Here is a 24,955-nt window from a genome sequence, read left to right as displayed (position 1 = left end):
CCGCGCCCCTGCGGGGCTCGTGTCCTCCCCCGCAGAGGATGCGTGCCTGGCAGGGGCGCCCTCTGCCGCAGAGGGCAAGCTTCAGGGGCGCGGGGAACTGCGCGACCAGCCACGACCGACCCAAAGGCGGCAAACAACCCCAAGGGCCACCCACCCAGGGCTCCGCGTGGGGGTACCCCCACGCGGAGCCGCGGGGAGAACGGCGCGACAGGCAGCCACCCGCCCAGGGGCGGTCCGCCCCCGCGAGGGGCGGCCCCTCCCCCCGGGTCGGGGGAAGGGGCTGGGGCCTAGGAAGGCCTGGTAGGGGCGTAGCCGCGCGGGTGGGTCGAGAAGGTGCCGCGGCCTTGCGTGCGCCCGCGGAGGGACCCGGCGTAGCCGAAGAGCTCAGCCAGTGGCACCGTCGCCGAGACGACCGTGCTGCCCGCCAGGGCGACGGAGCCGGAGACCCGGCCGCGGCGGGCCGCGAGGTCGCCCAGGACACCGCCGACCGATTCGTCCGGCACCGTGGCGGTGACCTCGACGACCGGTTCGAGCAGCTGCATCACGGACGCCCGCAGCGCCTCCTGGAGGCCGGCCCGGCCGGCCGTGCGGAAGGCCATCTCCGAGGAGTCCTTCTGGTGGGTCGCGCCGTCCGTCAGCGTGACCCGCACGCCGGTCACCGGGTGACCGCCGAGGGGCCCCTCGGCGAGCGCGTCCCGGCAGCCGTTCTCGACCGCCCGCACGTACTCGCGCGGCACCCGCCCACCGGTCACCGTGGACGTGAACACGAACTCCTCCTCCCCCGCGGCCGCGACATGCGGCGCGACGTCGATGACGATGTGCGCGAACTGCCCGGCCCCGCCGTCCTGCTTGACGTGCCGGTGGACGTGGCCGGTCACCCCGCGCAACACGGTCTCCCGGTAGGCGACCTGCGGGCGGCCGACCGCGATCTGCAGCCCGTGGGCGCGGCGGATCTTCTCCACCGCGACCTCCAGGTGGAGTTCGCCCATCCCGGCCAGCACCAGCTGGCCGGTCTCCCGGTCGGTGCGTACCGCGAGCGACGGGTCCTCCTCGACCAGCCGGGCCAGCGCGGCGACCAGCCGCTCGGTGTCGGCGTTGCGGCCGGCCTCGACGGCCAGCGAGACCACGGGCGCGGCCGCCGCCGGCGGTTCGAGCACCAGCGGAGCGGCCGGCGCGCACAACGTGGCGCCGGCTCCTGCGGACTTGGGCCCGACGACGGCGACGATGTCACCGGCCACCGCCCGGTCCATCTCCGCGTGCCGGTCGGCCTGGACCCGCAGGATGCGGCCGATCCGTTCGTTCCTGCGCGGTCCTGCGTCCAGCACGGTGTCCCCCTTCCTCAGCGTTCCGGAGTAGATCCGCAGATACGTCAGCCGCCCGGTGGCGCTCGCGGTGACCTTGAACACCAGCCCGGCGAAGGGCGCCGCCGGGTCGGCGGGCCGTTCCGCGGGCAGGCCGCCGGCCGTGCCGCTGACCGCCGGGACGTCCAGCGGTGACGGCAGGTAGGCGGTGACGGCGTCGAGCAGCGGCTCGACACCGCGGTTGCGGTAGGCCGAGCCGCACAGCACGACCACGGCCTCGCCGCTGCGGGTGAGGTCGCGCAGTGCGGTGGTCAGCGTCGCCGCGCTCACCGGGCCGCCCGCGCAGAACTCCTCCAGCGCGGCCGGGTGCAGTTCCGCCGCCGTCTCCTCCAGCAGCCGGCGGCGCCGCCGCGCCTCGGCCAGCAGGTCGTCGGGCACCTCGCTCACGGCGTAGGTGTCGGCGCAGTCCGCCCAGACCAGCGCGCGCATCGCGATCAGGTCGACCACGCCGGTGAAGCCGTCCTCGCGGCCGATCGGCAGCTGGACGACCAGCGGTACGGTGTGCAGCCGCCGCCGGATGGAGTCGACCGCGGTGTCGAGGTCGGCGCCCGCCCGGTCCAGCTTGTTGACGAAGGCGATCCGCGGTACGCCGTACCGGTCGGCCTGCCGCCACACCGACTCGCTCTGCGGTTCGACGCCCGCGACGGCGTCGAAGACGGCGATGGCGCCGTCGAGCACCCGCAGCGCGCGTTCGACCTCGTCGGCGAAGTCGACGTGTCCCGGTGTGTCGATCAGGTTGATCCGATGGCCGGCCCAGTCGCAGCTGACGGCCGCCGCGAAGATGGTGATGCCACGGTCGCGCTCCTGCGGGTCGAAGTCGGTGACGGTCGTGCCGTCGTGGACCTCACCGCGCTTGTGGGTGGCGCCGGTGAGGTAGAGGACCCGCTCGGTGACGGTGGTCTTGCCCGCGTCCACATGGGCGAGGATGCCGAGGTTGCGGACGGCGGCGAGCGGGTTGGCGGTCTGGCGGTCGTGGGTGCTGCGCACGGCCCTGGGCCTTTCTGGTGATCAGGGGAGAAGGGCGGGCGCGATTCCCCGGGCGCACCGGGCTCCAGCCGCCGGCGGTGGGCCGGCGGGTCAGGGGCGGGGGTACGTCAGGGGGTCCGGGGCCGGCCGCGCAGCCGGCGCCGGAGGCGCGAAGACACCAGAATCACCTTGTGCCGTGACGGGGGGACGACGGCAGCGCTGCGGTTGCGCACGGCCGGCTCCCCTCACTCGTCGACGCGCGCGCCACACGGTGTCGTCGGCGCGCGATTCCACCGGGAGAGTAGCCGACGGCCGTCGCGCCGGGCACCCGGTTTTCGCCGCAGGTGCGGCTCAGCCCGCGTAGAGCCGGGAGATCACTTCGGGCAGCAGACGTTCCGTCAGGGGTGCGGGCAGCGCCTGGAGTACGGCGAGCACCGGTGCCATCCGCTGCGGGAGGGAACCGTCCGCGCCGACGCCGGCGACCTCCAGGGCGAGCGCGACCTCGGCCGGGCCGAGGGTGGCCGGGTCGAGGGCGGCGGCGATCTGCGCGATGCCCGGGTCGACGGTGACCGGGCCGAGGGCGCGGGCCCGGTCCACCGCCGCGGCGAGCTCGGCCAGCAGGTCCGCGATCCGGGCCGGGTCGGCGACCGCCGCGGTCACCGTCAGGTGCAGGTTCGCCGGTGACCCGGCGAAGGCGGGCTGCGGCTGGAGATACCAGCCGCGCAGCCGCATCTCGTCGGCGACGACGAAGGGGTCGAGCCCCGGCTCGTCGGCGGCGACCGCGACCAGCGAGGCGTCGGGGGCGCCGAGCACCCGCAGGCCGTCGATCCGCCCGATGCCGTCCACCAGCCGCCCGGTCGCCTCGTGGACCCGCCGGGACAGCTCGACGTATCCGGTGGTGCCGACCTTGTGCAGCACCGCCCAGGCGGCGGCGAGCGGCCCGGCGGACTTGGTGCCCTGCAGCGTCGCGTTGACCACCGGGTAGCCGGGCCAGGAGGCGTGCGCGAACCAGCCGTGCCGGCGCAGTTCCGCGTCCCGGAACAGCAGCACGGAGGCGCCCTTGGGGGTGTAGCCGTACTTGTGCAGGTCGACCGACAGGGAGCTGACGCCCGGCACGGACAGGTCGAACGGCGGTGGCGGCGCGATGCCGTCCGCGAGCCTGCGGTGTCCCAGGTACCAGCCGCCGATGCAGGCGTCGACGTGGCACAGCACGTCCCGCTCGGCGGCCGCGGCGGCGACGTCCCGCACCGGGTCGACGACGCCGTGCGCGTACGAGGGCGCGGAGGCCACGACCAGGGCGGTGTGCGGGGTGAGGGCGGCGGCGACGTCCTGCGGCCGGACGCGGAAGGTGCCGGGGTCGACGGGGACGGTCACGGTGGCGAGCCCGAACAGCGCGGCGGCCTTGTGGAAGGCGGCGTGCGCGGTCTGCGGCAGCACGATCTCCGGGGCGGTGACCCCGCGGGTCCTCGCGGCGTGCTCGCGGGCGGTCAGCACGGCGAGCAGGCAGCTCTCGGTGCCGCCGCTGGTGAAGGTGCCCGCGGTGGCCGGGCCGCCGCCGAGCAGCCGGGCGGCCTGCCCGACGATGTCGTTCTCCAGCGTGACGACGCTGGGGAAGGCGGTCATGTCCAGGCCGTTGACGCCGGCGAAGGCGGCCTGCGCCGCGGCGGCCAGCTCGTCGAGGCCGGCGAGCCCGGAGTCGTAGACGTACGCCATGGTGCGGCCGCCGCGTACCGGCAGGTCGGCCGCCCGCAGCTCGGCGAGCCGGGCCAGGATCGTGTCGTCGTCGCCTGCCGCATGGTCCATGCGGCAGGAATCTAGGCCAGGACCCGCGGCACACACCAGGCCCGAAGCAGAATATTGTTCACCTTCTGCTGTCGGGCCTGGTCAGGGGTGGTACGCGGGCCAGAGACGCGGGCTAGCGCGGCAGGGTCGGCTTGAGCTCCATCAGACGCCCGAGCAGCCCGTTGACGAACGACGGGGACTCCTCGGTGGAGAACTCCTTGGCCAGCTGCACCGCCTCGTCCAGCACGACCGCGTCGGGGACGCCGTCCTCCCAGATCAGCTCGTACGCGCCGAGGCGCAGCACGTTGCGGTCCACGACCGGCATACGGTCCAGCGTCCAGCCCACCGCGTGCGTGGACAGCAGGTCGTCGATCGGGTCGGCGTGCGCCGTGTACCCCTCGACCAGCTGCATCGTGTACTCGGTGACCGGCGGCTGCCGGTCGTCGGTCCGGGCGAGCCGGATCCAGTCCGCCATGACGGTCACCGGGTCTGCACCCCGCTGGTCCGCCTCGAAGAGGATCTGGAAGGCACGCTTGCGGGCCTTGTTCCGGGCAGCCACGGTTAGCTGTTCACCCGGCCGAGGTAGTCGCCGGTGCGGGTGTCGACCTTCACCTTTTCACCCGTGGTGATGAACAGCGGGACGCCGATCTCGTAGCCGGTCTCCAGCCGGGCCGGCTTGGAGCCGCCGGTGGAGCGGTCGCCCTGCACGCCGGGCTCGGTGTACTCGATGACCAGCTCGACGGAGGCGGGCAGCTCGATGTACAGCGGCGAGCCCTCGTACATCGCGACGACGGCCTCGAAGCCTTCGAGCAGGTAGTTGGCGGCGTCGCCGACGACCTCGGGGGTGACCGTGATCTGGTCGTAGGTCTCGGTGTCCATGAAGACGAAGTCGCTGCCGTCCTTGTAGGAGAACTGCATGCCGCGCTTGTCGACGTTGGCGGTCTCGACCTTCACACCCGCGTTGAAGGTCTTGTCGACGACCTTCCCGGAGAGCACGTGCTTCAGCTTGGTGCGCACGAAGGCGGGGCCCTTGCCGGGCTTGACGTGCTGGAACTCGACTACGGTCCAGAGCTGGCCGCTGTCGAGCTTGAGCACGAGGCCGTTCTTGAGGTCGTTCGTGGTGGCCACGGTTGCGGAATCTCCTGAAAGTGCTGCTTCGGGGACCGCGGAGACCCGCGCCCCGTCACAGGGCGAGGAGTTCCTTGGTCGTGATGGTGAGGAGCTCGGGCCCGCCGTCCGCCAGGGGGCGTACGACGAGCGTGTCGTCGATGCGGACACCGCCGCGGCCCGGAAGGTGGACCCCCGGCTCGACGGTGACCGGCACGCAAGCGTCCAGTTTACCCATGGCCGCAGGGGACAACTGAGGGTCCTCGTCGATTTCCAGGCCCACACCGTGGCCGGTCCACGTCGCCACCCCGCCGCCGTGGCCCGCGGCGAGCAGTGGCTGGCGGGTCGCCCGGTCGACGTCACGGCAGGCCACACCCGGTGCCAGGGCCTCGCGGCCGGCCCGCTGGGCGTTGAAGACCAGGTCGTACAGATCGATCTGCCAGCCCGCCGGAGCCGTGCCGATGACGAAAGTACGGCCCACCTCACACCGGTAGCCGCGGTAGCACGCGCCGAGGCGGACGGTCAGGAAGTCGCCCTCCTCGACCCGCCGGTCGGTCGGCACGTGGCGGGGGGTGCCGGAGTGCGGGCCGGTGCCCACGGAGGTGGGGAAGGCGGCGCTGTCGGCGCCGTGGTCGACCAGGCGGCGCTCCAACTCCAGCGCGAGGTGCCGCTCGGTGCGGCCGACCAGGATCGACTCCAGCAGCTCGCCGAGTGCCTGGTCGGCGATCTCGGCTGCTATCCGCAGGGCGGCGATCTCGTGCTCGTCCTTGACCAGGCGCAGCTGCTCGACGGCTCCGCCGAGGTCGGAGAGCGGCAGGGCGTCGGCCACCGAGCCGATGGCGCGGTGGCGCGCCACGGTGAGGTGGTGCTCCTCGACGGCGAGGGAGTCGGCGTTGCGCTCCCGGGCCAGGGTCGCCGCGGCGACGGCCGCGTCGCCGTCCGGTGACGGCAGCACCGTCGAGCGCAGGTCGGCGGGGTCGGCGGCGGCCTGGTCCTCCGGCGGCGGCCGCAGATGCACCAAGGTGTCCTCAGGACCGGGGCCGACGAGCAGCGCGGAGCCGGGCGGCGCGTAGCCGGCCAGATACCGTACGTTCGCCGGTCGCGTCACCAGCGCGGCACCCAGCCCTGCCGCCGCGCACCGCTCGCGCAGCCGGTCCCTGCGGGTCGCATGCACCTCGGCCATGCCGTGAGCTTATGGCGCCCACTCACCCTCCGCCCGTTTTCGCCCCCCGAAGGGTTGCCAAGCCCCTCCTGGCACCTTGGCCCCAGAGGGCCCCTCTCTTCTCTTCCCCCGGGCGCGGGGGACCGCGTCGCCACCGGGAGGGGGCAGCTGCGGTCGTCTCCGGACGACGGGCCGGTGGGGGCTGGGCGCGCGCCCCTGTGGGGCGCCCTCTTGCGTAGGGGGCTACCAGACCGGGGGGCCCTGGATGCTGCGGGCCACTACGCGGTCGAGGGCTGCGGCGGCGGCCGGCACGTCGAGGTGGGAGTTGTCGATGATCGGGAGGCCGGATCCGTACCAGCCGGCCATGCGGCCGTGGATGCGGGCGACCTCCTCGTCGGACAGACGCCGGTTGCCGCTGCGTTCGGCGTTGCGGGTCAGGACGATGTCGAGGCCGGGGAGCAGGACCACCGGGAGCAGGCCGGGGCCGACGTGCCGCTTCCAGCCGCCGAGGCCGACCGCGGGGCGGTCGGGGAAGACGGCGTCGTCGATGATGCAGGACACCCCGTTGGCCAGGAAGTTGCGGGCGGCGAAGCCGCAGGTGCGGCGGGCGAGGCGGTACTGCGCCTCGGAGTGCTCGTTCCAGCCGGCCTGCGGGTCGGCGAAGCCGGACCGTACCCACTCGCGTACGTCGTCCAGGCTGATGTGCGCGGTCGGGGCGCCGCGGTTGTCCGCCCAGTGCCGGGCGATCGTCGTCTTGCCCGCGCCGGCCGCGCCGATCAGCAGGACGGCCACCGGGCCGTGCGCGCCGCCGGACAGCGAGCCGTTGCCGTCGGGGGCCGGCAGGTGCACGGGGGCCGCGGCGGGCAGCGGGAACTGCCCTGTGACGCTTACGGCGGGCGGCGTCGGCCCTCCGCCGGGCTGCGGCGCCCCCACAGCGTGCTGCATCTCGGCCGACTCCATCTCGTGCGGTGTGCGCTGCCGCGCGGGTTGACATGGAACGGTACCGTTCCCGGGCGCTCTTTGCTGAACGCCCGGGAATCCTCCGGGTGCCCGGCTACGCCGGGGCGGCGTCCGCCAGCGACTGGAGGGCGAGCCGGTAGGAGCCGAGCCCGAAGCCGGCGATCGTGCCCGAGGCCACCGCCGCGATCACCGAGGTGTGCCGGAAGGCCTCGCGGGCGTAGGGGTTGGAGATGTGCACCTCGATCAGCGGCGCGGTGCGCTGCGCCGCCGCGTCGCGCAGGCCGTAGGAGTAGTGGGTGAAGGCACCGGGGTTGAGGACCACGGGAACGCGGCCGTCGGCGGCCTCGTGGAGCCAGCCGATGAGCTCGGCCTCGTCGTTGGTCTCGCGGACCTCCACGTCGAAGCCGAGGTCCGCGCCCGCCTTGCGGCACTCCTCGACCAGGCCCGCGTAGGACGTGGAGCCGTAGACGTCGGGCTCGCGGGAGCCGAGGCGGCCGAGGTTGGGGCCGTTGAGCACCAGGACGGGGCGGGTCACCCGGACACCTCCCCGTAGGCGGCGAGCAGCACCGCCGGGTCGGGGCCCTCCAGGACGGCGGGCTTGCCCAGGCCGTCGAGGACGATGAAGCGCAGCAGGTCGCCGCGGGACTTCTTGTCGACCTTCATGGTCTCCAGCAGCCGGGGCCACTGGTCGCCGCGGTAGGTCAGCGGCAGGCCGACCGCGCCGAGGACGGCGCGGTGCCGGTCGGCGGTGGCGTCGTCCAGCCGGCCGGCGAGCCGGCCGAGCTCCGCGGCGAAGACCATGCCGACGGAGACGGCGGCGCCGTGCCGCCAGTTGTAGCGCTCGTTCTTCTCGATGGCGTGCGCGAGCGTGTGGCCGTAGTTGAGGACTTCCCGCGGCCCGGACTCCTTGAGGTCGCCGGAGACGACCTCGGCCTTGACCCGGATCGCGCGCTCGACCAGCTCGGCGGTGTGCGCGTACCGCGGGCTGCGGGCGGCCTGCGGGTCGGCCTCGATCAGGTCGAGGATCGCCGGGTCGGCGATGAAGCCGGCCTTGATGATCTCGGCGAGCCCGCTGACGTAGTCGTGCTCGCCGAGCGAGTCGAGTGCGGCCAGGTCGCAGAGCACGCCGGCGGGCGGGTGGAAGGCGCCGACCAGGTTCTTGCCCTCGGCGGTGTTGATGCCGGTCTTGCCGCCGACGGCCGCGTCGACCATGCCGAGCACGGTGGTGGGGACGGCGATCCAGCGCACCCCGCGCAGCCAGGTCGCGGCGACGAAGCCGGCCAGGTCGGTGGTGGCGCCGCCGCCGACGCCGACGATGACGTCGGTGCGGGTGAAGCCGGACTGGCCGAGTGCCTTCCAGCAGTAGGCGGCGACCTCGGCGGTCTTGGCCTCCTCGGCGTTGGGCAGCTGGATCGCGATGGCCTCGAAGCCCTGCTCGGCGAGGTCCTCGCGTACCGCCTCACCCGTGCCGGCCAGCGCCTCGGGGTGCAGCACGGCCACCCGCCTGGCCGGGCCGATCAGCCCGGGCAGCTCGCCGAGCAGCTGGCGGCCGATGAGCACGTCGTACGCGTGCGTGCCCGCGGTCCCGGCGACGGAGATCCGGACGGGGGGGTCGATCAGGGGGTGGTTCTCGCTCATGCGTCCTTCAACTGGAGTGCGTCGAGGACGGCTTCGGCCACGTCCTCGGGGGTGCCGTCGTCGGTGCCGACCACGGCCCTGGCGACCTCGGTGTAGAGCGGGCGGCGCCGTTCCATCAGCTCGCGCCAGCTCTGCCGCGGGTTGACCGCGAGCAGCGGGCGGGGGGCGTCGAGGCCGACCCGGTGGACGGCGGCGTGCAGGCCGACGTCGAGGAAGACCACCGGCAGTCCGGCGAGCAGCGCCCGGGTGCCGCCGTCCATGATCGCGCCGCCGCCCAGCGACAGCACCCCGTCGTGGCCGGCCAGCGCCTCGCGCACGGCGGTACGTTCCAGGTCGCGGAAGTGCGCTTCGCCCTGGTCGATGAAGATCTCCGGGATCGGGCAGCCCGCGGTGGCCTCGATGTCGGCGTCGGTGTCGCGGTAGCCGACGCCGAGCCGGTCGGCGAGGATCCGGCCGACGGTGGTCTTGCCCGCTCCGGGCGGGCCGACGAGGACGACCGCGGGGGGGCCGGCCGGGGCGTTCACCGGACGACCAGGTGGTCGAGGTAGCTCTCGATGCTGCGCCGGGTCTGCGCGACGGAGTCGCCGCCGAACTTCTCGGCCACCGCGTCGGCGAGCACCAGGGCGACCATCGCCTCGGCGACGATGCCGGCGGCGGGCACCGCGCAGACGTCGGAGCGCTGGTGGTGGGCCTGCGCGGCCTCGCCGGTGACGACGTCGATGGTGGCCAGCGCGCGCGGGACGGTCGCGATGGGCTTCATCGCGGCGCGGACCCTGAGCAGTTCGCCGGTGCTCATGCCGCCCTCGGTGCCGCCGGAGCGCCCGGTGGCGCGGCGGACACCGTCGGGTCCCGGCAGGATCTCGTCGTGCGCCTGGGAGCCGGGGACTCGGGCGAGGCCGAAGCCGTCGCCGACCTCGACGCCCTTGATCGCCTGGATGCCCATCAGCGCCCCGGCCAGCCGGGAGTCGAGCCTGCGGTCCCAGTGGACGTGCGAGCCGAGGCCGACCGGCACGCCGTAGGCGAGGACTTCGACGACCCCGCCGAGGGTGTCGCCGTCCTTGTGGGCCTGGTCGATCTCGGCGACCATCGCCTCGCTGGCGTCGGCGTCGAGGCAGCGCACCGGGTCGGCGTCGAGCCTGGCCTGGTCGGCGGGCACCGGCAGCACGCCGTAGGGCGCCTTGGCGCCGGCCAGTTCCACCACGTGGGAGACGATCTCGATGCCCGCGGTCTCCTTGAGGTAGGAGCGGGCGACGGCGCCGAGCGCGACCCGGGCGGCGGTCTCGCGGGCGCTGGCCCGCTCCAGCACCGGGCGGGCCTCGTCCAGGTCGTACTTCTGCATGCCGGCCAGGTCGGCGTGCCCGGGGCGCGGTCGGGTCAGCGGCGCGTTGCGGGCGAGGCCGGCGAGGATCTCGGGGTCGACCGGGTCGGCGGCCATCACCTGTTCCCACTTGGGCCACTCGGTGTTGCCGACCATCACCGCCACCGGGCTGCCCATGGTCAGGCCGTGGCGTACGCCGCCGAGGAAGGTGACCTCGTCGCGCTCGAACTTCATCCGGGCGCCGCGTCCGTAGCCGAGCCGGCGGCGGGCGAGCGCGTCGGCCACCAGGTCGGTGGTGACGGGAATCCCGGAGGGCAGCCCCTCCAGCGTCGCCACGAGTGCGGGTCCGTGCGACTCCCCCGCGGTCAGCCAGCGCAACCTGCTCAACGGTGCTCCCTCGAAAACGCCCAGCCGTCTCTCGCCCCGATCCTCCCACGTTTCGCCGTCCCGCCAGGACCGGCGTCCAGGGTGCGGGACGGGTCCGCGGCGGGCCGCGGCTCAGTGCGCGCCGAGGGCCGCCTCGCCCGCAGAGCGCATCGCGGCCAGCGGTACGCCGTCGCGTCCGGTGTGCTGTTCGACCTGCAGGACGGCCTGGTGGACCAGCAGGTCGAGGCCGCTGACCACCGGGGCGCCCCGGCCGGACCAGGCGGCGGCCAGCGGGGTCGGCCAGGGGTGGTAGAGCACGTCGAAGAGGGCGCCGGGGTGGTCGGGTACGGCGGCGGCCAGGTGGTCGGTGGCGCCGGCCGGGGTGGTGGCGACGACCAGCGGCTCGGCCAGCGCCTTGGCGGCGTCGGCCCAGTCGGCGGCGCGTACGGTGACGCCGAGGCGCGTCCCCCACTGCCGCATCTCGGCGGCGCGCGCCGGACCGCGGACGTACGCCGTCACCTCGCCGGTGCAGATCCTGGCCAGCGCGGCCAGCGCGGAGGAGGCGGTGGCGCCGGCGCCAAGCACCGCGGCGGAGGGCACCGTGGTGATGCCGCGCTCCCGCAGGGCCGCGAGCATGCCGGGGATGTCGGTGTTGTCGCCGGCCCGGCGGCCGTCCGCGGCGAACACCACGGTGTTCACGGCCTCCACGGCGGCCGCGGTGTCGCTGACGGTGTCGAGCAGCGGGATCACCGCCCGCTTGAGCGGCATCGTCAGCGACAGGCCGGCCCACCCGGCCGGGTCGAGCCCGGCCAGGAAGCCGGGCAGCGCGGCCTCGTCGACCTCGAAGCGGTCGTAGTGCCAGCCGTCCAGGCCCATCGCGGCGTACGCGGCCCGGTGCAGCACCGGGGAGAGCGAGTGCGCGATGGGCGAGCCGAGGACGGCGGCGCGGCGGACCACCGTCACCCGCCGTGCTCCTTCTGGTAGTCGTTGAAGTCCTGCACGTTCTTCTGGTGCGTCGCGAAGTTGTTCGTGAAGCGGGTGTCACCGGGCTTGACCGTCACGAAGTACAGCCAGTTGCCGCTCGTCGGGTTGAGCGCCGCCTCGACGGCCTGGTGCCCGGGGCTGTCGATCGGGCCGGGCGGCAGCCCCTTGTTGTCGTAGGTGTTGTACGGCGACTTGTAGTGGATGTCGCTGTTGCTGGTGGTGAGGGTCGAGCGGCCCATCGCGTAGTTGATGGTCGAGTCGAACTGGAGCTTCATGCCCTGGTCGAGCCGGTTGTAGATGACCCGGGAGACCTTGCCGAAGTCGTCGGCCTCCTGTGCCTCGGCCTGGATGAGGCTGGCGATCTCGACGATCTCCAGGGGCGTCCTGCCCGCCTTCGACGCGGCGGCCTCGATGCCGTCCCTGGTGTACTCGGCCTGGGCCTGGTTGACCATCTGCTTGACGATGTCGACCGGCTTCATGCTCTTGCCCACGCTGTACTTGGCGGGAAAGAGGAAGCCCTCCAGGTTTCCCTTCGCCCACGCGGGCAGGCCGAGGTTGACCCCCTTGACCTGGGCGGCGGTGGTGCCCGTCTTCAGGCCGAGCTTGGAGTCGATCGCGGCGTATATCCGGGTCGCCCGCCACCCCTCGGGGATGATCATGGCGCTCTGCGACTTCGGGTCGAGCATCATCACGACGGCCGACTTGGCGGACATGTTCTTCTTCAGCGAGTAGACGCCGGCCTGGATGCTCTGGCCTTTGGGGTTGTTGCGGGCCGCGGCGGTGAAGGCGTCGACGCTCTTGACCACGCCGGCGTTCTTCAGCAGGTTGCCCATGATCACCAGGGTCGCGCCCTTGGGGACGTCGACCTGGACCGAGCCGGTGCCTTCGCCCGAGTAGTCGGGGGCCGGTCCGAAGTGGTCCTGATAGACGCCGTAGCCGTAGTAGACGGCGCCGCTGAGACCGCCGCCGAGCACCAGCAGCACGGTCAGGCAGGCGCAGCCACTGCGCCGCTTCTTGCCGCCCTTGGGCTGGTTGCGGCCGGCCCGCCGCCCGCCGGCCTCGCCGGTGGCCGGGACGTCGTCGTCATCGTCGTCGTCGTGGCCGGAGAAGAAGGCGTGCTCGCGCGGGTCGGCCTCGCCCTCCGGGTCCCACTCGCCGGTCTCGGCCGGGGCGGTCCGCAGCGGCCTGACGCCGGGCTCCTGCGGGCGGGCGCCGGGGGCGGGCTGCTGGAGTCGCCCCTGACCGGGCGCGGGCCTGCCGGGCTGGCCGGGCTGGCCGCCTTGCTGCGGCTGCTGCATGCCCGGGCCACCGGGCTGCTGCGGCTGCTGCATCCCGGGGCCGACCGGCTGCTGGCGGTACTGCTGCGGCTGCTGGGGCTGCTGCTGGTAGCCGCCGCCCTGGCCGTAGTAGTCGGGCTGCTGCTGGCCGGCGTAGGGGTCCTGGTTGCCGTAGCCGCCGGTGGAGTGCGAGCCGGTGTCGTTGCCGTAGCCGCCGGTGGAGTGCGAGCCGGTGTCGTTGCCGTAGCCGCCGGTGGAGTGCGAGCCGGTGTCGTTGCCGTAGCCGCCGGTGGAGTGCGAGCCGGTGTCGTACGTGCCGTGCGCGCCGTTGTCGTAGGGCTGCTGGGCGCCGGGATCGTAGCCGTAGCCGCCCTGCTGCGGGTACTGCTGCTGCGGGTACTGCCCCGTGCCCTGCTGCGGTTGCTGCGCCGGGTACTGCTGCTGCGGATACTGCTGCTGGTGCTGCTGGGGGTACTGGCCGGTGCCCTGCTGGGGGTACTGCTGCTGATGCTGACCGGTGGCGTACGGGTCCTGCCACTCGCCTCCCTGCGGCGGCGGAGGCTGCTGCTGCTGCGGCTGCTGGTAGCCCTGACCCCGGTCGTAGGCGTCGCCGAACAGCGGGTCGTCCGGGTGCCACGGTTCGGAGCCGGAGCCCCGGCCATAGTCAGTCATCGGTCCCCTTGCTACGCGGTCGGCATCGGGTCTGCCGACCTTGCGAAACGGGCGGCGCCAGGAGGCGCCGCCGTGCCGCGCGGAACGTTACCGTATCGCGATCAGATAGAGGATTGGACGCTCTCTCCGGGAGCTCTACCCGACACCCGTTCGGTCTCCAGCGCGCTCTGCAGGATGATGACGGCCGCTGCCTGGTCGACCACGGAGCGTCCCTTCTTCGCGTTCACGCCGGAAGCGCGCAGCCCCTGTGCGGCCGTCACGGTGGTCATCCGCTCGTCCACCAGGCGCACCGGCACCGGCGTGATGATTTTCGCCACACCCTGCGCGAAGGTCCGCACCTTGGCCGCGGCCGGTCCCTCCGAGCCGTTGAGCGACCGCGGCAGTCCCACGACGACCTCGATCGGCTCGTACTCGGTGACGATCTCGGCGAGCCTGCGCAGGGCCGCGGGGACGTCGCGGCCCGGCACCGTCTCGACCGGGGTCGCCAGGATGCCGTCGGGGTCGCAGGAGGCGACCCCGATCCTGGCGTCCCCGACGTCGACGCCGAGCCGCCGGCCCCGCCGTATGGCGGGGCGGACGGACCCGGCGCCGTCGCCTTCCGGCGTGTCGGGCACGTCAGGCCTTCCCGGTGACGAGCCGCTGCACGGCCTCGACGGCTTCCTGGACCGCGGCCGGATTCTGCCCGCCGCCCTGGGCGACGTCGTCCTTGCCGCCACCGCCGCCGCCGAGCGCCTTGGCTGCGGTGCGGACCAGCTCGCCGGCCTTGATGCCGCGCTCGCGGGCGGCCTCGTTGGTGGCGACCACGGTCAGCGGACGGCCGCCCGCCACCGTGAACAGCGCCACGACGGCCGGCCGCCCGCCGGTGACCCGCTGCCGGACGTCGAGCACCAGCCGGCGCAGGTCGTCGGCGCCGGTGCCGTCGGGCACCGAACCGGTGACCAGGGCGACGCCCTTGATGTCCTGGGCGGTCTCGGCCAGCCCGGCGGCGGCCTGCAGCACCTTCTCGGCGCGGAAGCGCTCGATCTCCTTCTCGGCGTCCTTGAGCTTGGCGAGCATGCCGGAGATCTTCTCCGGCAGCTCGTCGGGCCGGCCCTTGACCAGTTCGGTCAGCCGGGCGACGACGGTGTGCTCGCGGGCCAGGAAGTTGTAGGCGTCCACGCCGACCAGGGCCTCGACCCGGCGCACTCCTGAGCCGATCGAGGACTCGCCGAGCAGCTTGACCAGGCCGAGCTGCGCGGTGTTGTGCACGTGGGTGCCGCCGCACAGCTCCTTGGAGAAGTCGCCGATGGTGACCACCCGGACGTGCTCGCCGTACTTCTCGCCGAACTCGGCGATGGCGCCCTGCCGTTTGGCCTCGGCGATCGGCAGCACCTCGGCGGTGACGTCCAGTTCGCGGGCCAGCACCTCGTTGATCTTCTGCTCGACGTCGGTCAGCACCGTGCCGGGCACGGCGGTCGGCGAGCCGAAGTCGAAGCGGAAGCGGCCCGGGGAGTTCTCCGAGCCGGCCTGGGCGGCGGTCGGGCCGAGGGCGTCGCGCAGCGCCTGGTGGGTGAGGTGGGTGGCGCTGTGGGCGCGGGCGATGGCGCGGCGGCGTACGAGGTCGATCTGGGCGAGCGCGGTGGCGCCCACGGTGATCTCGCCGACCTGGACGACGCCCTTGTGGACGCTGACCCCGGGCACCGGCTGCTGGACGTCGCGGACCTCGACGACGGCGCCGCCCTCGACCCGGATCCGGCCGGTGTCGGCGAGCTGGCCGCCGCCCTCGGCGTAGAACGGGGTGCGGTCGAGCACGACCTCGACCTCGTCGCCCTCGGTGGCGGCCGGCGATGACAGGCCGTCGACCAGCAGGCCGACGACGGTGGCCTCGTTCTGGTCGTCGGTGTAGCCGGTGAAGAGCGTGCCGCCGGAGCGGTCGGCGACCTCGCGGTAGGCGGACAGGTCGGCGTGGCCGGTCTTCTTGGCGCGGGCGTCGGCCTTGGCGCGGTCGCGCTGCTCCTTCATCAGCCGGCGGAAGCCGTCCTCGTCCACCGACAGGCCCTGCTCGGAGGCCATCTCCAGGGTGAGGTCGATCGGGAAGCCCCAGGTGTCGTGCAGCAGGAAGGCCTGGTCGCCGGACAGCACGCTGCCGCCGGCCTGCTTGGTCTCGGTGACGGCGGTGTCGAGGATGTTGGTGCCGGCCCTGAGCGTCTTCAGGAAGGCGGCCTCCTCGGCGAGGGCGACGGTCTCGATCCGCTTGCGGTCGGTGAGCAGCTCCGGGTACTGCTCGCCCATCGACGTGAGCACCACGTCGATCAGGTCGGCGGCGACCGGGTCGTGGGCGCCGAGCAGCCGCATGTTGCGGATGGCGCGGCGCATGATCCGGCGCAGCACGTAGCCGCGGCCCTCGTTGCCGGGGGTGACGCCGTCGCCGATCAGCATCATGGAGGTGCGCATGTGGTCGGCGACGACCCGCAGGGCCACGTCGGTGTCGTGGGAGTGCCCGTAGCGGACGCCGGTCAGCTCGGTGGCCTTGTCGATCACCACCCGCAGGGTGTCGGTCTCGTACATGTTCTGCACGCCCTGCAGGATCATCGCGAGGCGTTCGAGGCCGAGGCCGGTGTCGATGTTCTTGGCGGGCAGGTCGCCGAGGATCGGGAAGTCCTCCTTGCCCTCGCCCGCGCCGCGCTCGTACTGCATGAAGACCAGGTTCCAGATCTCCACGTAGCGCTCGTCGTTGACGGCCGGGCCGCCCTCGGCGCCGAACTCGGGGCCGCGGTCGTAGTTGATCTCGGAGCAGGGGCCGCAGGGGCCGGGGACGCCCATGGACCAGAAGTTGGGGCCCATGCCGAGCCGCTGGATGCGCTCGGCGGGCACGCCGATGACGTCGCGCCAGATCTGCTCGGCCTCGTCGTCCTGCTCGTAGACGGTGATCCAGAGCTTCTCCGGCTCCAGGCCGTAACCGCCCTGGTCCTGGGGCGTGGTGAGCAGCTCCCAGGCGTAGCGGATGGCGCCTTCCTTGAAGTAGTCGCCGAAGGAGAAGTTGCCGCACATCTGGAAGAACGTGCCGTGCCTGGTGGTCTTGCCGACCTCTTCGATGTCCGGGGTGCGGACGCACTTCTGGACGCTGGTGGCGCGGGCGAAGGGCGGCTTGACCTCGCCGAGGAAGTACGGCTTGAAGGGCACCATGCCCGCCGGGACCAGCAGCAGCGTGGGGTCGTCGGCGATGAGGGACGCCGACGGCACAACGGTGTGCCCGCGCTCCTCGAAGAAGCGCAGCCAGCGGCGGCGGATTTCTGCCGACTCCATCAGTGTTCGTCCTTCCGGTCGTACGCGTTGTACGCAATGCCCCGGCGCGGTGCCGGGAGGTCGGTGTCCAGTTCCAGCGGGGCGGCGCGGCGGGTGTCGTCCGCGCCGGTCAGCCCGAGGGCGTCGTGCAGTTCCCCTTCGCGCTGTGCCATGCCGGCCTTCACGTCGTGGGCGAAGGTCCGCAGCCGCGCGCCGGTCTCCAGCGCCCGGTCCGCCGCGGTCGCGGCCAGGCTCTCCGGGCTGAGCCGGCGCAGCGCGCGGTTGACCTTGGTGGTCGCCCAGACTCCGGTGGCGGCACCGGTCAGGAACCAGAACATACGGCGGAACATGAGGCCTCAGTCCTTCGAGCGGTTGCGGCGGCGGCCGCCGCGCCGGGTGGCGGGCGCCGGCCCGGGCAGCACCTTGCCGGCGCCGCCGGCCTGCAGCCCGATCGCGCGCCGCACGCCGTAGCCGAAGGCGGCGACCTTCACCAGCGGGCCGCCGAAGGTGCTGGCGACGGTGGAGGACAGCGCGGAGGCGTTGGCGGTCACCTCTGCCATGTCCGCGGTGATCGTGTCGACCCGGTCGAGCTGGGTGTGCGCGGAGCGCAGCGCGTCGGTGGCCTCGCCGAGCAGCGGCACGGCCTGCTCGGTGATGCCGGCGACCAGCTCCGTGGTGCGCCGCAGGGTGCCTGCCAGGCGCGCGAGCACGACGGCGAGGAACGACACGAGGATCGCCCAGAACACCGCGACGACGAGGCCGGCCACGCCGGCCACTTCTCCACCGGACACCTTGCCGCGCTCCCTCTCGTCGCCAGGTCGGTTGTCTTCCGACCTTATCGCGCCCCGCGCTCGGCGCCGTACCGCTTTCCCGGGCGGCGCGCGTCCCGCGCGAGGGGCCCCGGGGGCCGGCGGCCCGCTGTACGTAGCGCTAGCGGTCAAGTACGCTCCGTGCACCATGGAGACTGCGGGTAACCTCCCGTCCGAGCTGACCGGTTTTGTCGGCAGGGTGTCGGAACTCGACCGGCTGGCACTGATGGTGACCGGTTCGCGGCTGGCGACGGTCACCGGCGCGGGCGGCGTGGGCAAGACCCGGCTCGCACTGCGCACGGCCCGGCTGTTGCAGGACCGTTTTTGCGACGGTGTCTGGCTCGTCGAGCTGATCGGTCTGCACGGCGCCGAGTTGGTGGACCACACCGTCGCCGAGGCGCTGCGGCTGCCCGACCACACCACCAGGGTGCCGCGCCAGGCGCTGGTCGAGCATCTGGCCGACCGCGAACTGCTGCTGGTGCTCGACGGGTTCGACGGTCTCGCGGAGCAGTGCGCGGGGCTGGTCGCCGATCTGCTGCGCCGGGCGCCGGGGCTGCGGGTGCTCGCGGTGGGCCGGCGGCCGCTGGGCATCACCGGTGAGCGGCTGCTGCCGCTGGAGCCGCTGCCCGCCGACTCCGAGGGGGTGCAGCTGTTCAGCGAGCGGGCCGCCGCGGTGCTGCCCGGTTTCGCCGTGACGGCGGCGAACTCCGCGGCGGTGGCCGAGCTGTGCACCCGGCTTGACGGTCTGCCGCTGGCACTGGAGCTGGCCGCGGTGCGGCTGCGCGCCCTGTCGGTGGAGCAGGTGCTCGAACGGCTCGACGACCGGTTCCGGCTGCTGACCGGCGGCGACCCGAGCGCGCCGGTGCGGCACCGGGCGCTGCGTACCGCGATCGGCTGGAGCCACGAGCTGTGCGGGCCGGCCGAGCGGCTGCTGTGGGCGCGGCTGTCGGTCTTCGCCGGGCGGTTCGACCTGGAGGCGGTCGAGTACGTGTGCGCGGGCAGCGGCCTGGCCGAGGACGAGGTTGTGGAGGCGGTCGCCGCGCTGGTCGACCAGTCGGTGCTGAGCCGGCAGGAGGGCGGCGGGGACGGGCCGGTGCGCTACCGGATGCTGGCCAGCGTCCGCGAGTACGGCGCCGGCTGGCTGGCGGCGCTGGGCGAGGAGGCCAGGGTCCGGCGCAGGCACCGGGACTGGTATCTGGGCGTCGCCACCTGGTGCGAGCTGGACTGGTTCAGCCCGCGGCAGGCGGAGGTCGCCGCGCGGGTCGCCGCGGACCTGCCGAACCTGCGGCTGGCGCTGGAGTTCAGCCTGGACGGGGTGCCGGGCGAGCCCGCGGAGGACCCGGCGGTCGGCCAGTACCTGGCGGGCACGCTGTGGTTCTGCTGGGTGGGCTGCGGGCGGCTCGCGGAGGGCAGGCACTGGCTGGGCCGGGCCCTGGAACTCCCCGCCGAGCCCTCGGAGGCCCGCGCCAAGGTGATGTGGGTGTACGGCTATGTGGCGCTGCTCCAGGGTGACTCGGCGGCGGCGCTCGCGGTGCTCCAGGAGTGCCGCGACGAGGCGCGGGCGGCGGGCAACGCGGTGGCGGAGGCCTACGCGCTGCACCGTCTCGGCTGCCTGGCGCTGGTCTCGGACGACATGCCGCGCGCCGAGCGGTTCATCGACGACGCGCTGCTGCGCTACCGCTCGATCGGCGAGCTGAACAGCAACGTGCTGATGGCGCAGGTGGAGTTGGCCATGTCGGTTGCCTTCCAGGGCGATCTGGACCAGGCGGTGCGGCTGGCCGAGGAGGTCAGGGACATCTGCCGGGACCACGGGGAGCGCTGGACGCTGGCGTACGCGCTGTACGTGCTGGGGTACGCGGCCTGGCTGGCCGGCGAGCCGGACCGGGCCAGGCGGCTGACCGAGGAGTCGCTGGCCATCGACCACGCCTTCGACGACCTGGTGGGCGCGGTGCTCGCGCTGGAACTGCTCGCGCTGATCACCGAGGCCGAGGGCGCCCCTTACGAGGCGGCGGTGTTGCAGGGCGCTGCGGGGCGGCTGTGGGAGTCGGTGGGCCTGCGGCTGTTCGGCTCGCGGTACTTCAACGCCCCGCACGCGGTGTGCGAGCAGCGGGTGCGGGCGGCGCTGGGCGAGGCGGGATACACCGCGGCGCTGGGCGAGGGCGGCCGGCTGGGCCTGGACGCGGCGGCCCGGCGGGCGCTGAACCGGCCCCGCGCCGCGGTGCGCGGCGAGCAGCGCGGCGCGGTACGGGCGCCGGCGGCGCGTACGCACAAGCCCGCCGCCTCTCCTGAGGCGGCGGGCTGAGGGAGCGGTGCGCGCGGGGTCAGCGGGGCCTCAGCGGGCGTAGAACTCCACGACCAGCTGCTCGTCGCAGATCACCGGGATCTCCTTGCGGTTCGGGTCGCGGTCCAGCCGGAAGGCCAGCGCCTGCAGGTTGACCTGCAGGTAGCGCGGCGACTCGCCGTCGCCGGCCCAGCCGCCCTCGCGGGCGACCAGGAACGGGGTCTTGTCCCGTGAGCGCTCGCGGACCTGGACGACGTCGTCGGGGCGGACCCGGAAGGAGGGCTTGTCGACCTTGCGGCCGTTGACCTCGATGTGGCCGTGGACGACCATCTGCCGGGACTGGTAGATGGTGCGGGCCAGGCCGGAGCGCAGCACGAGGGCGTCGAGGCGGCGTTCCAGCTCGATGATCAGCGCCTCGCCGGTGCGCAGGCCCGCGGCCTTCTTGGCCCGGTCGTAGGCGCGCAGCATCTGCCGCTCGCTGATGTCGTACTGCGCACGCAGCCGCTGCTTCTCCAGCAGGCGGGTCTTGTAGTCGCTGTTCTGCTTGCGACCACGGCCGTGCTCACCCGGCGGGTACGGGCGGGCCTCGAAGTACTTGACCGCCTTCGGGGTGAGCGCGATGCCCAGCGCCCTGGACTTCTTGACCTTGGGACGCGACTGATTCACGTGCGTCGAACCTCCGTGTAAATTAGGTAAGGCTTACCTTAACTGAGGAGTGCGCATGATTCGACCCGGGAACCCCGTACCCGACGTGTCCGGCCCGCAGGAGCAGGCGGAGCGGTCGCCGCACGGTCAGCCGCGTCCCGAAGTGGAGGAAGCGCCCCGGCAGCCCTCGGCCGCCGAACGCGCACGCACCCTGGTCGAGGGTAACTCGTCCCTCGCGCTGGTCGTTCCCGGTCTGGCCCCCGCCCCCACCGGCCCGCTGGTGCCGCTGCGTCACTCGGTCGGACCGGCCGGCGACGTCTTCCTGCTGTTCCCGCGCGATTCGCCCGCCGTCCGCGCGGTGCGCGCGGCGGCCGGCGACGAGGCGGCCGCTGTGCTGGAGATCACTGATGTGGCGCCCGTCGCGGTGCCGCAGCGGATCCGCGGCAGGGCGTCGGTGGCCGGCTGGCTGACGGCGGTGCCCGGCGGATCCTTCGAGGCGGGTTCCGAACTGCTGCGCCTGGAGGTCGGCGAGATCTCGCTGGACGACCTGTGGGGTGCGGCCCTGGTGGACCCCGACGAGTTCGCGGACGCCGCCGCGGACCCGCTGGCGGCGCATGAGACGGAGATCCTGCAGCACCTGGCGGCCGCGCACGCCGACGAGGTGGGAACACTGTGCACCCTGGTGTCCGGCGCGGGCCGCTGCACCACCGGGGCGGTGCCGGTCGCGCTGGACCGCTTCGGCCTGCGGGTGCGCTTCCGCGGCGAGGACGGCGCCTTCGACGCGCGCTTCGACTTCCCCGCCCCCGTCGACGGTCTCGAAGGCGCCCAGCGCGCGATGCGCGACCTCTTCGCGGCGGCCGGCCAGGACTGAGCCGGCCCCGCCGCGGTGTGCGGGCCGCGGCTATTCGCCCCGGCCCGCCAGGCGTTCGCGGACCCACTCCAGGACGTCGGCGTAGCGCGCCTCCGCCCCGTAGCGGGTCGGCTCGTAGTAGCGGCGGCCGGACAGCTCCTGCGGGAGATACTGCTGGGCGGCGACCGCGCCCGGCACGTCGTGCGGATACACGTAGCCCTGGGCGTGGCCGAGTTTGGCCGCGCCCTTGTAGTGCCCGTCGCGCAGGTGCGCCGGCACCGGGCCCGCCTTGCCGGTGCGGACGTCGGCGAGCGCGGCGCCGATCGCGGTGGTGGCGGCGTTGGACTTCGGGGCCAGCGCCAGCGCGATGGTGGCGTGCGAGAGGATCAGCGACGCCTCGGGGAAGCCGATCATCGCCACCGCCTGCGCGGCGGCGACCGCGGTGGGCAGCGCGGTGGAGTCGGCGAGCCCGATGTCCTCGCTGGCCGAGATCATCAGCCGGCGGGCGATGAAGCGCGGGTCCTCGCCGGCCTCGATCATCCGGGCCAGGTAGTGCAGCGCCGCGTCCACGTCGGAGCCGCGGATGGACTTGATCAGGGCACTGGCCACGTCGTAGTGCTGGTCGCCGTCGCGGTCGTAGCTCACCGCGGCCCGGTCGACGGACTCCTCCAGGGTGGCCAGCGTGAGGGTGTCCTCGCCCTTGGCGAGCGCCGAGCCCGCGCCGGCCTCCAGCGCGGTCAGCGCCCGGCGGGCGTCACCGCCGGCGATCCGCAGCAGGTGCTCCTCGGCGTCCTGCGGCAGGCTCACCGCCCCCGCCAGGCCCCGGTCGGAGTCCAGCGCCCGGCGCAGCACCCCGCGCAGGTCGTCGTCGGTGAGCGGTTCGAGGGTCAGCAGCAGCGAGCGGGACAGCAGCGGGGAGATCACCGAGAAGTACGGATTCTCGGTGGTCGCCGCGATCAGCGTCACCCAGCGGTTCTCCACCGCGGGCAGCAGCGAGTCCTGCTGCGCCTTGCTGAAGCGGTGGATCTCGTCGAGGAAGAGCACGGTCTCGCGCTGGTAGCCGCCGGACTGGCGCTTGGCGCTCTCGATGACCGTGCGGACCTCCTTGACGCCGGCGGTGATCGCCGAGAGCTCCACGAAGCGCTTGTTGGTGGCCTTGCTGACCACGTACGCCAGCGTGGTCTTGCCGGTGCCCGGCGGTCCCCACAGGATCACCGAGGAGGGGCCTGCCGGACCCCCGCCGCTCTCCCCCACCAGCCGGCGCAGCGGCGATCCGGCCCTGAGCAGGTGCTGCTGCCCGACGACCTCGTCCAGGACGCGCGGGCGCATCCGGACGGCGAGCGGGCTGGCCCCGGGGTCGCGCTCCCTGAGGTCCTCGGCTGCGGCGGTGAAAAGGTCTGGCTCCACAACTTGCAGCGTAGGTCACCGCTACGACAGCCGCGCCGGCCGGCCGCGGGCACCGGTCACCGGCGGGGCGCGGCAGGGGTCAGATGACGGTCTTCCAGTAGTACCAGAAGTGCACCAGGATCAGCATGGCGATCACGCCGTACCACAGCACCGGCACGACCCAGTGGAATTCGAGCACCAGGGCGCGGGCCTTGGCCGGGACCTTGATCAGGCCGTGCTTGATGTTGTGCACCGCCGTGTACCAGAACGCGGCGATCGTGACGACCCAGGCCAGGCAGCACCACAGGCAGACCGCGTTGATGTTGTAGATCGTCTGATACTGCAGCCAGGAGATGAAGCACACACCGAAAAGGCCGCCGGCCTGCAGGCCGTACCAGAACCACGGCTTGTAACGGGCGCCGGCGAACATGCCCATGGCCAGCGTCATCAGCACCGGGAAGGCGACCAGGCCGATGATCGGGTTCTGGAAGCCGAAGACGTGCGCCTGGTCGCTCTGCATGACGTCGCCGCAGGAGATCACCGGGTTGAGGCTGCAGGACAGGTGCAGCGTCTTGTGGTCGACCTTCGCCTGCAGCAGCCGGAACTTGTCGTCGGTGATGACGAAGGACGCGACCAGGCCCAGCGCACCGCAGATCAGCAGCAGCCAGCTGAAGGCCTTGCCCGCCGCGATGCCGTCGGCCGGGCGGTGCTCGCTCTCGCCGTCCGTTCGCGTCTCGTCCAGGGCGGTAGTGGTCATGATGGCCGATCTCTAGGTCCGTGGGGCGGGCACCCCTCATTGTGCACCAGGGCGGTCAGGTTGGAATAAGCCCGGACCGCCCTGATACACGGACGAGGGGTCTACGCCAGCCGCTCCTTGACGGCCGCCACGACCCCGCCGAGGGCCACCGGTTCCTGGTCCCCGCTCTCCAGGTTCTTGACCTGCACGACGCCCTCGGCCAGATCCCGGTCGCCGGCGACCAGCGCGAAGCGGGCGCCGGAGCGGTTCGCCGACTTCATCGCGTTCTTCATGCCCTTGCCGCCGTAGGCGAAGTCCGCCGCCACCCCCGCCCTGCGCAGCGCGGTGACCACGGTGAACAGCGCCCGCCTGGCCTCCTCGCCGAGCGGCACCGCGTAGACGTCGGTGACCGCGGGCAGCGCCAGGTCGACGCCCTCGGCCTTGAGCGCCAGCACGGTGCGGTCCACACCGACCGCCCAGCCCACCGACGGCAGCGACGGGCCGCCGATCATCTCCGACAGGCCGTCGTAGCGCCCGCCGCCGCCGATCGCGGCCTGCGAGCCGAGGCCGTCGTGGACGAACTCGAAGGTGGTGCGGGTGTAGTAGTCCAGGCCGCGCACCAGCCGCGGGTCGTCCTCGTACGCCACCCCGGCCGCGGCCAGCAGCTCGCGCACCTGCTCGTGGTAGGCCTTGCAGGCCTCGCACAGGTGATCGGCGATCAGCGGGGCGGCGGCGAGTTGACGCTGCACCGACTCGCGCTTGTCGTCCAGCACCCGCAGCGGGTTGATCTCGATCCGCCGGCGGGTCTCCTCGTCGAGGTCCAGGCCGCGCAGGAAGTCCTGCAGCGCGGTCCGGTAGGCGGGGCGGCACTCCCGGTCGCCGAGCGAGTTCAGCAGCAGCCGGTAGCCGCGCAGGCCGAGCGAGCGGTACGCCTCGTCGGCCAGGATGATCAGCTCGGCGTCCAGCAGGGGGTCCTCCGCGCCGATCGCCTCGGCGCCGACCTGCGAGAAGTGCCGGTAGCGGCCGGCCTGCGGGCGCTCGTAGCGGTAGTACGAGCCCGAGTACCAGAGCTTGACCGGCAGGTTGCCTGCCTTGTGCAGATTGGCCTCAAGGGCCGCGCGCAGCACCGACGCGGTGCCCTCGGGGCGCAGCGCGAGCTGGGTGCCGCCCTTGGTGGTGAGGGTGTACATCTCCTTGGTCACGATGTCGGTGGACTCGCCGACCCCGCGGGAGAACAGCTCGACGGTCTCGAAACCGGGGGTCTCGACATAGCCGTAGCCCGCGCGGCGGGCCGGGGCCGCGATCGCCTCGCGCACCGCGAGATAGACCGCGGAGTCCGGCGGCAGCAGGTCGTAGGTGCCCTTGGGGGCCTGGAACGTGCTCACGTCAGC

At 73.3% G+C, this 24,955-nt stretch carries 21 protein-coding genes and 1 pseudogene; 2 read left to right on the top strand and 20 right to left on the bottom strand.

What is annotated here, in order from left to right; translation table 11 throughout:
* Nucleotides 1-287 precede the first annotated feature (287 nt).
* From fusA to OG702_RS30105, 16 genes and pseudogenes are all read right to left on the bottom strand, one after another.
* Nucleotides 288-2,348, bottom strand: coding sequence for an elongation factor G (gene fusA, locus OG702_RS30180; RefSeq protein WP_327292101.1), 2,061 nt, complete (start codon nt 2,346-2,348; stop codon nt 288-290).
* 330 nt (nt 2,349-2,678) lie between these two features.
* Nucleotides 2,679-4,130 carry a pyridoxal phosphate-dependent decarboxylase family protein gene (locus OG702_RS30175; RefSeq protein ID WP_327292100.1) on the bottom strand — a complete coding sequence of 484 codons (1,452 nt, stop codon included), beginning with the start codon at nt 4,128-4,130 and terminating at the stop codon, nt 2,679-2,681.
* A 112-nt stretch (nt 4,131-4,242) separates the two neighbouring features.
* A complete protein-coding gene (gene nusB / locus OG702_RS30170; protein WP_327292099.1) occupies nt 4,243-4,668 on the bottom strand; it encodes a transcription antitermination factor NusB in 426 nt (141 codons plus the stop codon).
* A 2-nt stretch (nt 4,669-4,670) separates the two neighbouring features.
* The gene (efp, locus tag OG702_RS30165) at nt 4,671-5,237 is read right to left on the bottom strand and encodes an elongation factor P (RefSeq protein ID WP_251490973.1); all 567 of its coding nucleotides are present in this window, start codon (nt 5,235-5,237) and stop codon (nt 4,671-4,673) included.
* Nucleotides 5,238-5,292: 55 nt separating this feature from the next.
* Nucleotides 5,293-6,399: a M24 family metallopeptidase gene (locus OG702_RS30160; RefSeq protein ID WP_327292098.1), complete on the bottom strand. Its 1,107-nt coding sequence runs from the start codon at nt 6,397-6,399 to the stop codon at nt 5,293-5,295.
* 222 nt (nt 6,400-6,621) lie between these two features.
* A pseudogene (locus tag OG702_RS30155) lies at nt 6,622-7,488 on the bottom strand (AAA family ATPase); the annotation flags it as partial.
* Nucleotides 7,433-7,873 (bottom strand): type II 3-dehydroquinate dehydratase, encoded by a 441-nt coding sequence (gene aroQ, locus OG702_RS30150; protein ID WP_327292096.1) that lies wholly within the window; start codon nt 7,871-7,873, stop codon nt 7,433-7,435. The pseudogene OG702_RS30155 and the gene aroQ, both read right to left, overlap by 56 nt.
* The gene (gene aroB, locus OG702_RS30145) at nt 7,870-8,976 is read right to left on the bottom strand and encodes a 3-dehydroquinate synthase (RefSeq protein ID WP_327292095.1); all 1,107 of its coding nucleotides are present in this window, start codon (nt 8,974-8,976) and stop codon (nt 7,870-7,872) included. The genes aroQ and aroB overlap by 4 nt, the downstream gene beginning before the upstream one ends.
* Nucleotides 8,973-9,500, bottom strand: a complete 528-nt coding sequence (locus tag OG702_RS30140; RefSeq protein ID WP_327292094.1) for a shikimate kinase — start codon at nt 9,498-9,500, stop codon at nt 8,973-8,975. Before OG702_RS30140 ends, aroB begins: the two co-directional genes overlap by 4 nt.
* The gene (gene aroC, locus OG702_RS30135) at nt 9,497-10,681 is read right to left on the bottom strand and encodes a chorismate synthase (protein ID WP_327292093.1); all 1,185 of its coding nucleotides are present in this window, start codon (nt 10,679-10,681) and stop codon (nt 9,497-9,499) included. Before aroC ends, OG702_RS30140 begins: the two co-directional genes overlap by 4 nt.
* 111 nt (nt 10,682-10,792) lie before the next feature.
* Nucleotides 10,793-11,623, bottom strand: a complete 831-nt coding sequence (locus OG702_RS30130) for a shikimate dehydrogenase (RefSeq protein ID WP_327292092.1) — start codon at nt 11,621-11,623, stop codon at nt 10,793-10,795.
* Nucleotides 11,620-13,593 carry an endolytic transglycosylase MltG gene (gene mltG / locus OG702_RS30125; RefSeq protein WP_327292091.1) on the bottom strand — a complete coding sequence of 658 codons (1,974 nt, stop codon included), beginning with the start codon at nt 13,591-13,593 and terminating at the stop codon, nt 11,620-11,622. The genes OG702_RS30130 and mltG overlap by 4 nt, the downstream gene beginning before the upstream one ends.
* Before the next feature lie 101 nt (nt 13,594-13,694).
* Nucleotides 13,695-14,207 (bottom strand): Holliday junction resolvase RuvX, encoded by a 513-nt coding sequence (gene ruvX / locus OG702_RS30120; RefSeq protein ID WP_327292090.1) that lies wholly within the window; start codon nt 14,205-14,207, stop codon nt 13,695-13,697.
* 1 nt (nt 14,208) lies between these two features.
* Nucleotides 14,209-16,878 (bottom strand): alanine--tRNA ligase, encoded by a 2,670-nt coding sequence (gene alaS / locus OG702_RS30115; RefSeq protein ID WP_327292088.1) that lies wholly within the window; start codon nt 16,876-16,878, stop codon nt 14,209-14,211.
* Nucleotides 16,878-17,207, bottom strand: a complete 330-nt coding sequence (locus OG702_RS30110; protein WP_327292087.1) for a DUF6167 family protein — start codon at nt 17,205-17,207, stop codon at nt 16,878-16,880. Before OG702_RS30110 ends, alaS begins: the two co-directional genes overlap by 1 nt.
* Before the next feature lie 6 nt (nt 17,208-17,213).
* On the bottom strand, nt 17,214-17,648 hold the full coding sequence (locus OG702_RS30105) for a DUF948 domain-containing protein (RefSeq protein WP_327292086.1): 435 nt from the start codon (nt 17,646-17,648) through the stop codon (nt 17,214-17,216).
* 166 nt (nt 17,649-17,814) lie between these two features.
* Here OG702_RS30105 and OG702_RS30100 point away from each other — a divergent pair, with 166 nt between their 5' ends.
* Nucleotides 17,815-19,968: an ATP-binding protein gene (locus OG702_RS30100; RefSeq protein ID WP_327292085.1), complete on the top strand. Its 2,154-nt coding sequence runs from the start codon at nt 17,815-17,817 to the stop codon at nt 19,966-19,968.
* Nucleotides 19,969-19,998: 30 nt separating this feature from the next.
* Here the strand turns inward: OG702_RS30100 and rpsD are convergent, their stop codons facing one another.
* Nucleotides 19,999-20,613, bottom strand: a complete 615-nt coding sequence (gene rpsD / locus OG702_RS30095) for a 30S ribosomal protein S4 (protein WP_327292084.1) — start codon at nt 20,611-20,613, stop codon at nt 19,999-20,001.
* Nucleotides 20,614-20,668: 55 nt separating this feature from the next.
* Between rpsD and OG702_RS30090 the strand changes: the two genes are divergently transcribed.
* Entirely contained in the window at nt 20,669-21,463 is a 795-nt protein-coding gene (locus OG702_RS30090) for a DUF2470 domain-containing protein (protein ID WP_327292083.1), read from the top strand.
* Between the two features lie 30 nt (nt 21,464-21,493).
* Here the strand turns inward: OG702_RS30090 and OG702_RS30085 are convergent, their stop codons facing one another.
* The 3 genes from OG702_RS30085 to hisS all read right to left on the bottom strand — a co-directional run bounded on the left by OG702_RS30085 (nt 21,494) and on the right by hisS (nt 24,949).
* Nucleotides 21,494-22,849 carry a replication-associated recombination protein A gene (locus tag OG702_RS30085; protein ID WP_327292082.1) on the bottom strand — a complete coding sequence of 452 codons (1,356 nt, stop codon included), beginning with the start codon at nt 22,847-22,849 and terminating at the stop codon, nt 21,494-21,496.
* Nucleotides 22,850-22,928: 79 nt separating this feature from the next.
* Nucleotides 22,929-23,585: a vitamin K epoxide reductase family protein gene (locus OG702_RS30080; protein WP_327292081.1), complete on the bottom strand. Its 657-nt coding sequence runs from the start codon at nt 23,583-23,585 to the stop codon at nt 22,929-22,931.
* Nucleotides 23,586-23,686: 101 nt separating this feature from the next.
* A complete protein-coding gene (gene hisS, locus OG702_RS30075; RefSeq protein ID WP_327292080.1) occupies nt 23,687-24,949 on the bottom strand; it encodes a histidine--tRNA ligase in 1,263 nt (420 codons plus the stop codon).
* Nucleotides 24,950-24,955 lie beyond the last annotated feature (6 nt).

The sequence above is a fragment of the Streptomyces sp. NBC_01198 genome, assembly GCF_036010485.1.
GTDB lineage: Bacteria > Actinomycetota > Actinomycetes > Streptomycetales > Streptomycetaceae > Actinacidiphila.
This window is presented reverse-complemented; position numbering and strand designations above follow the sequence as displayed.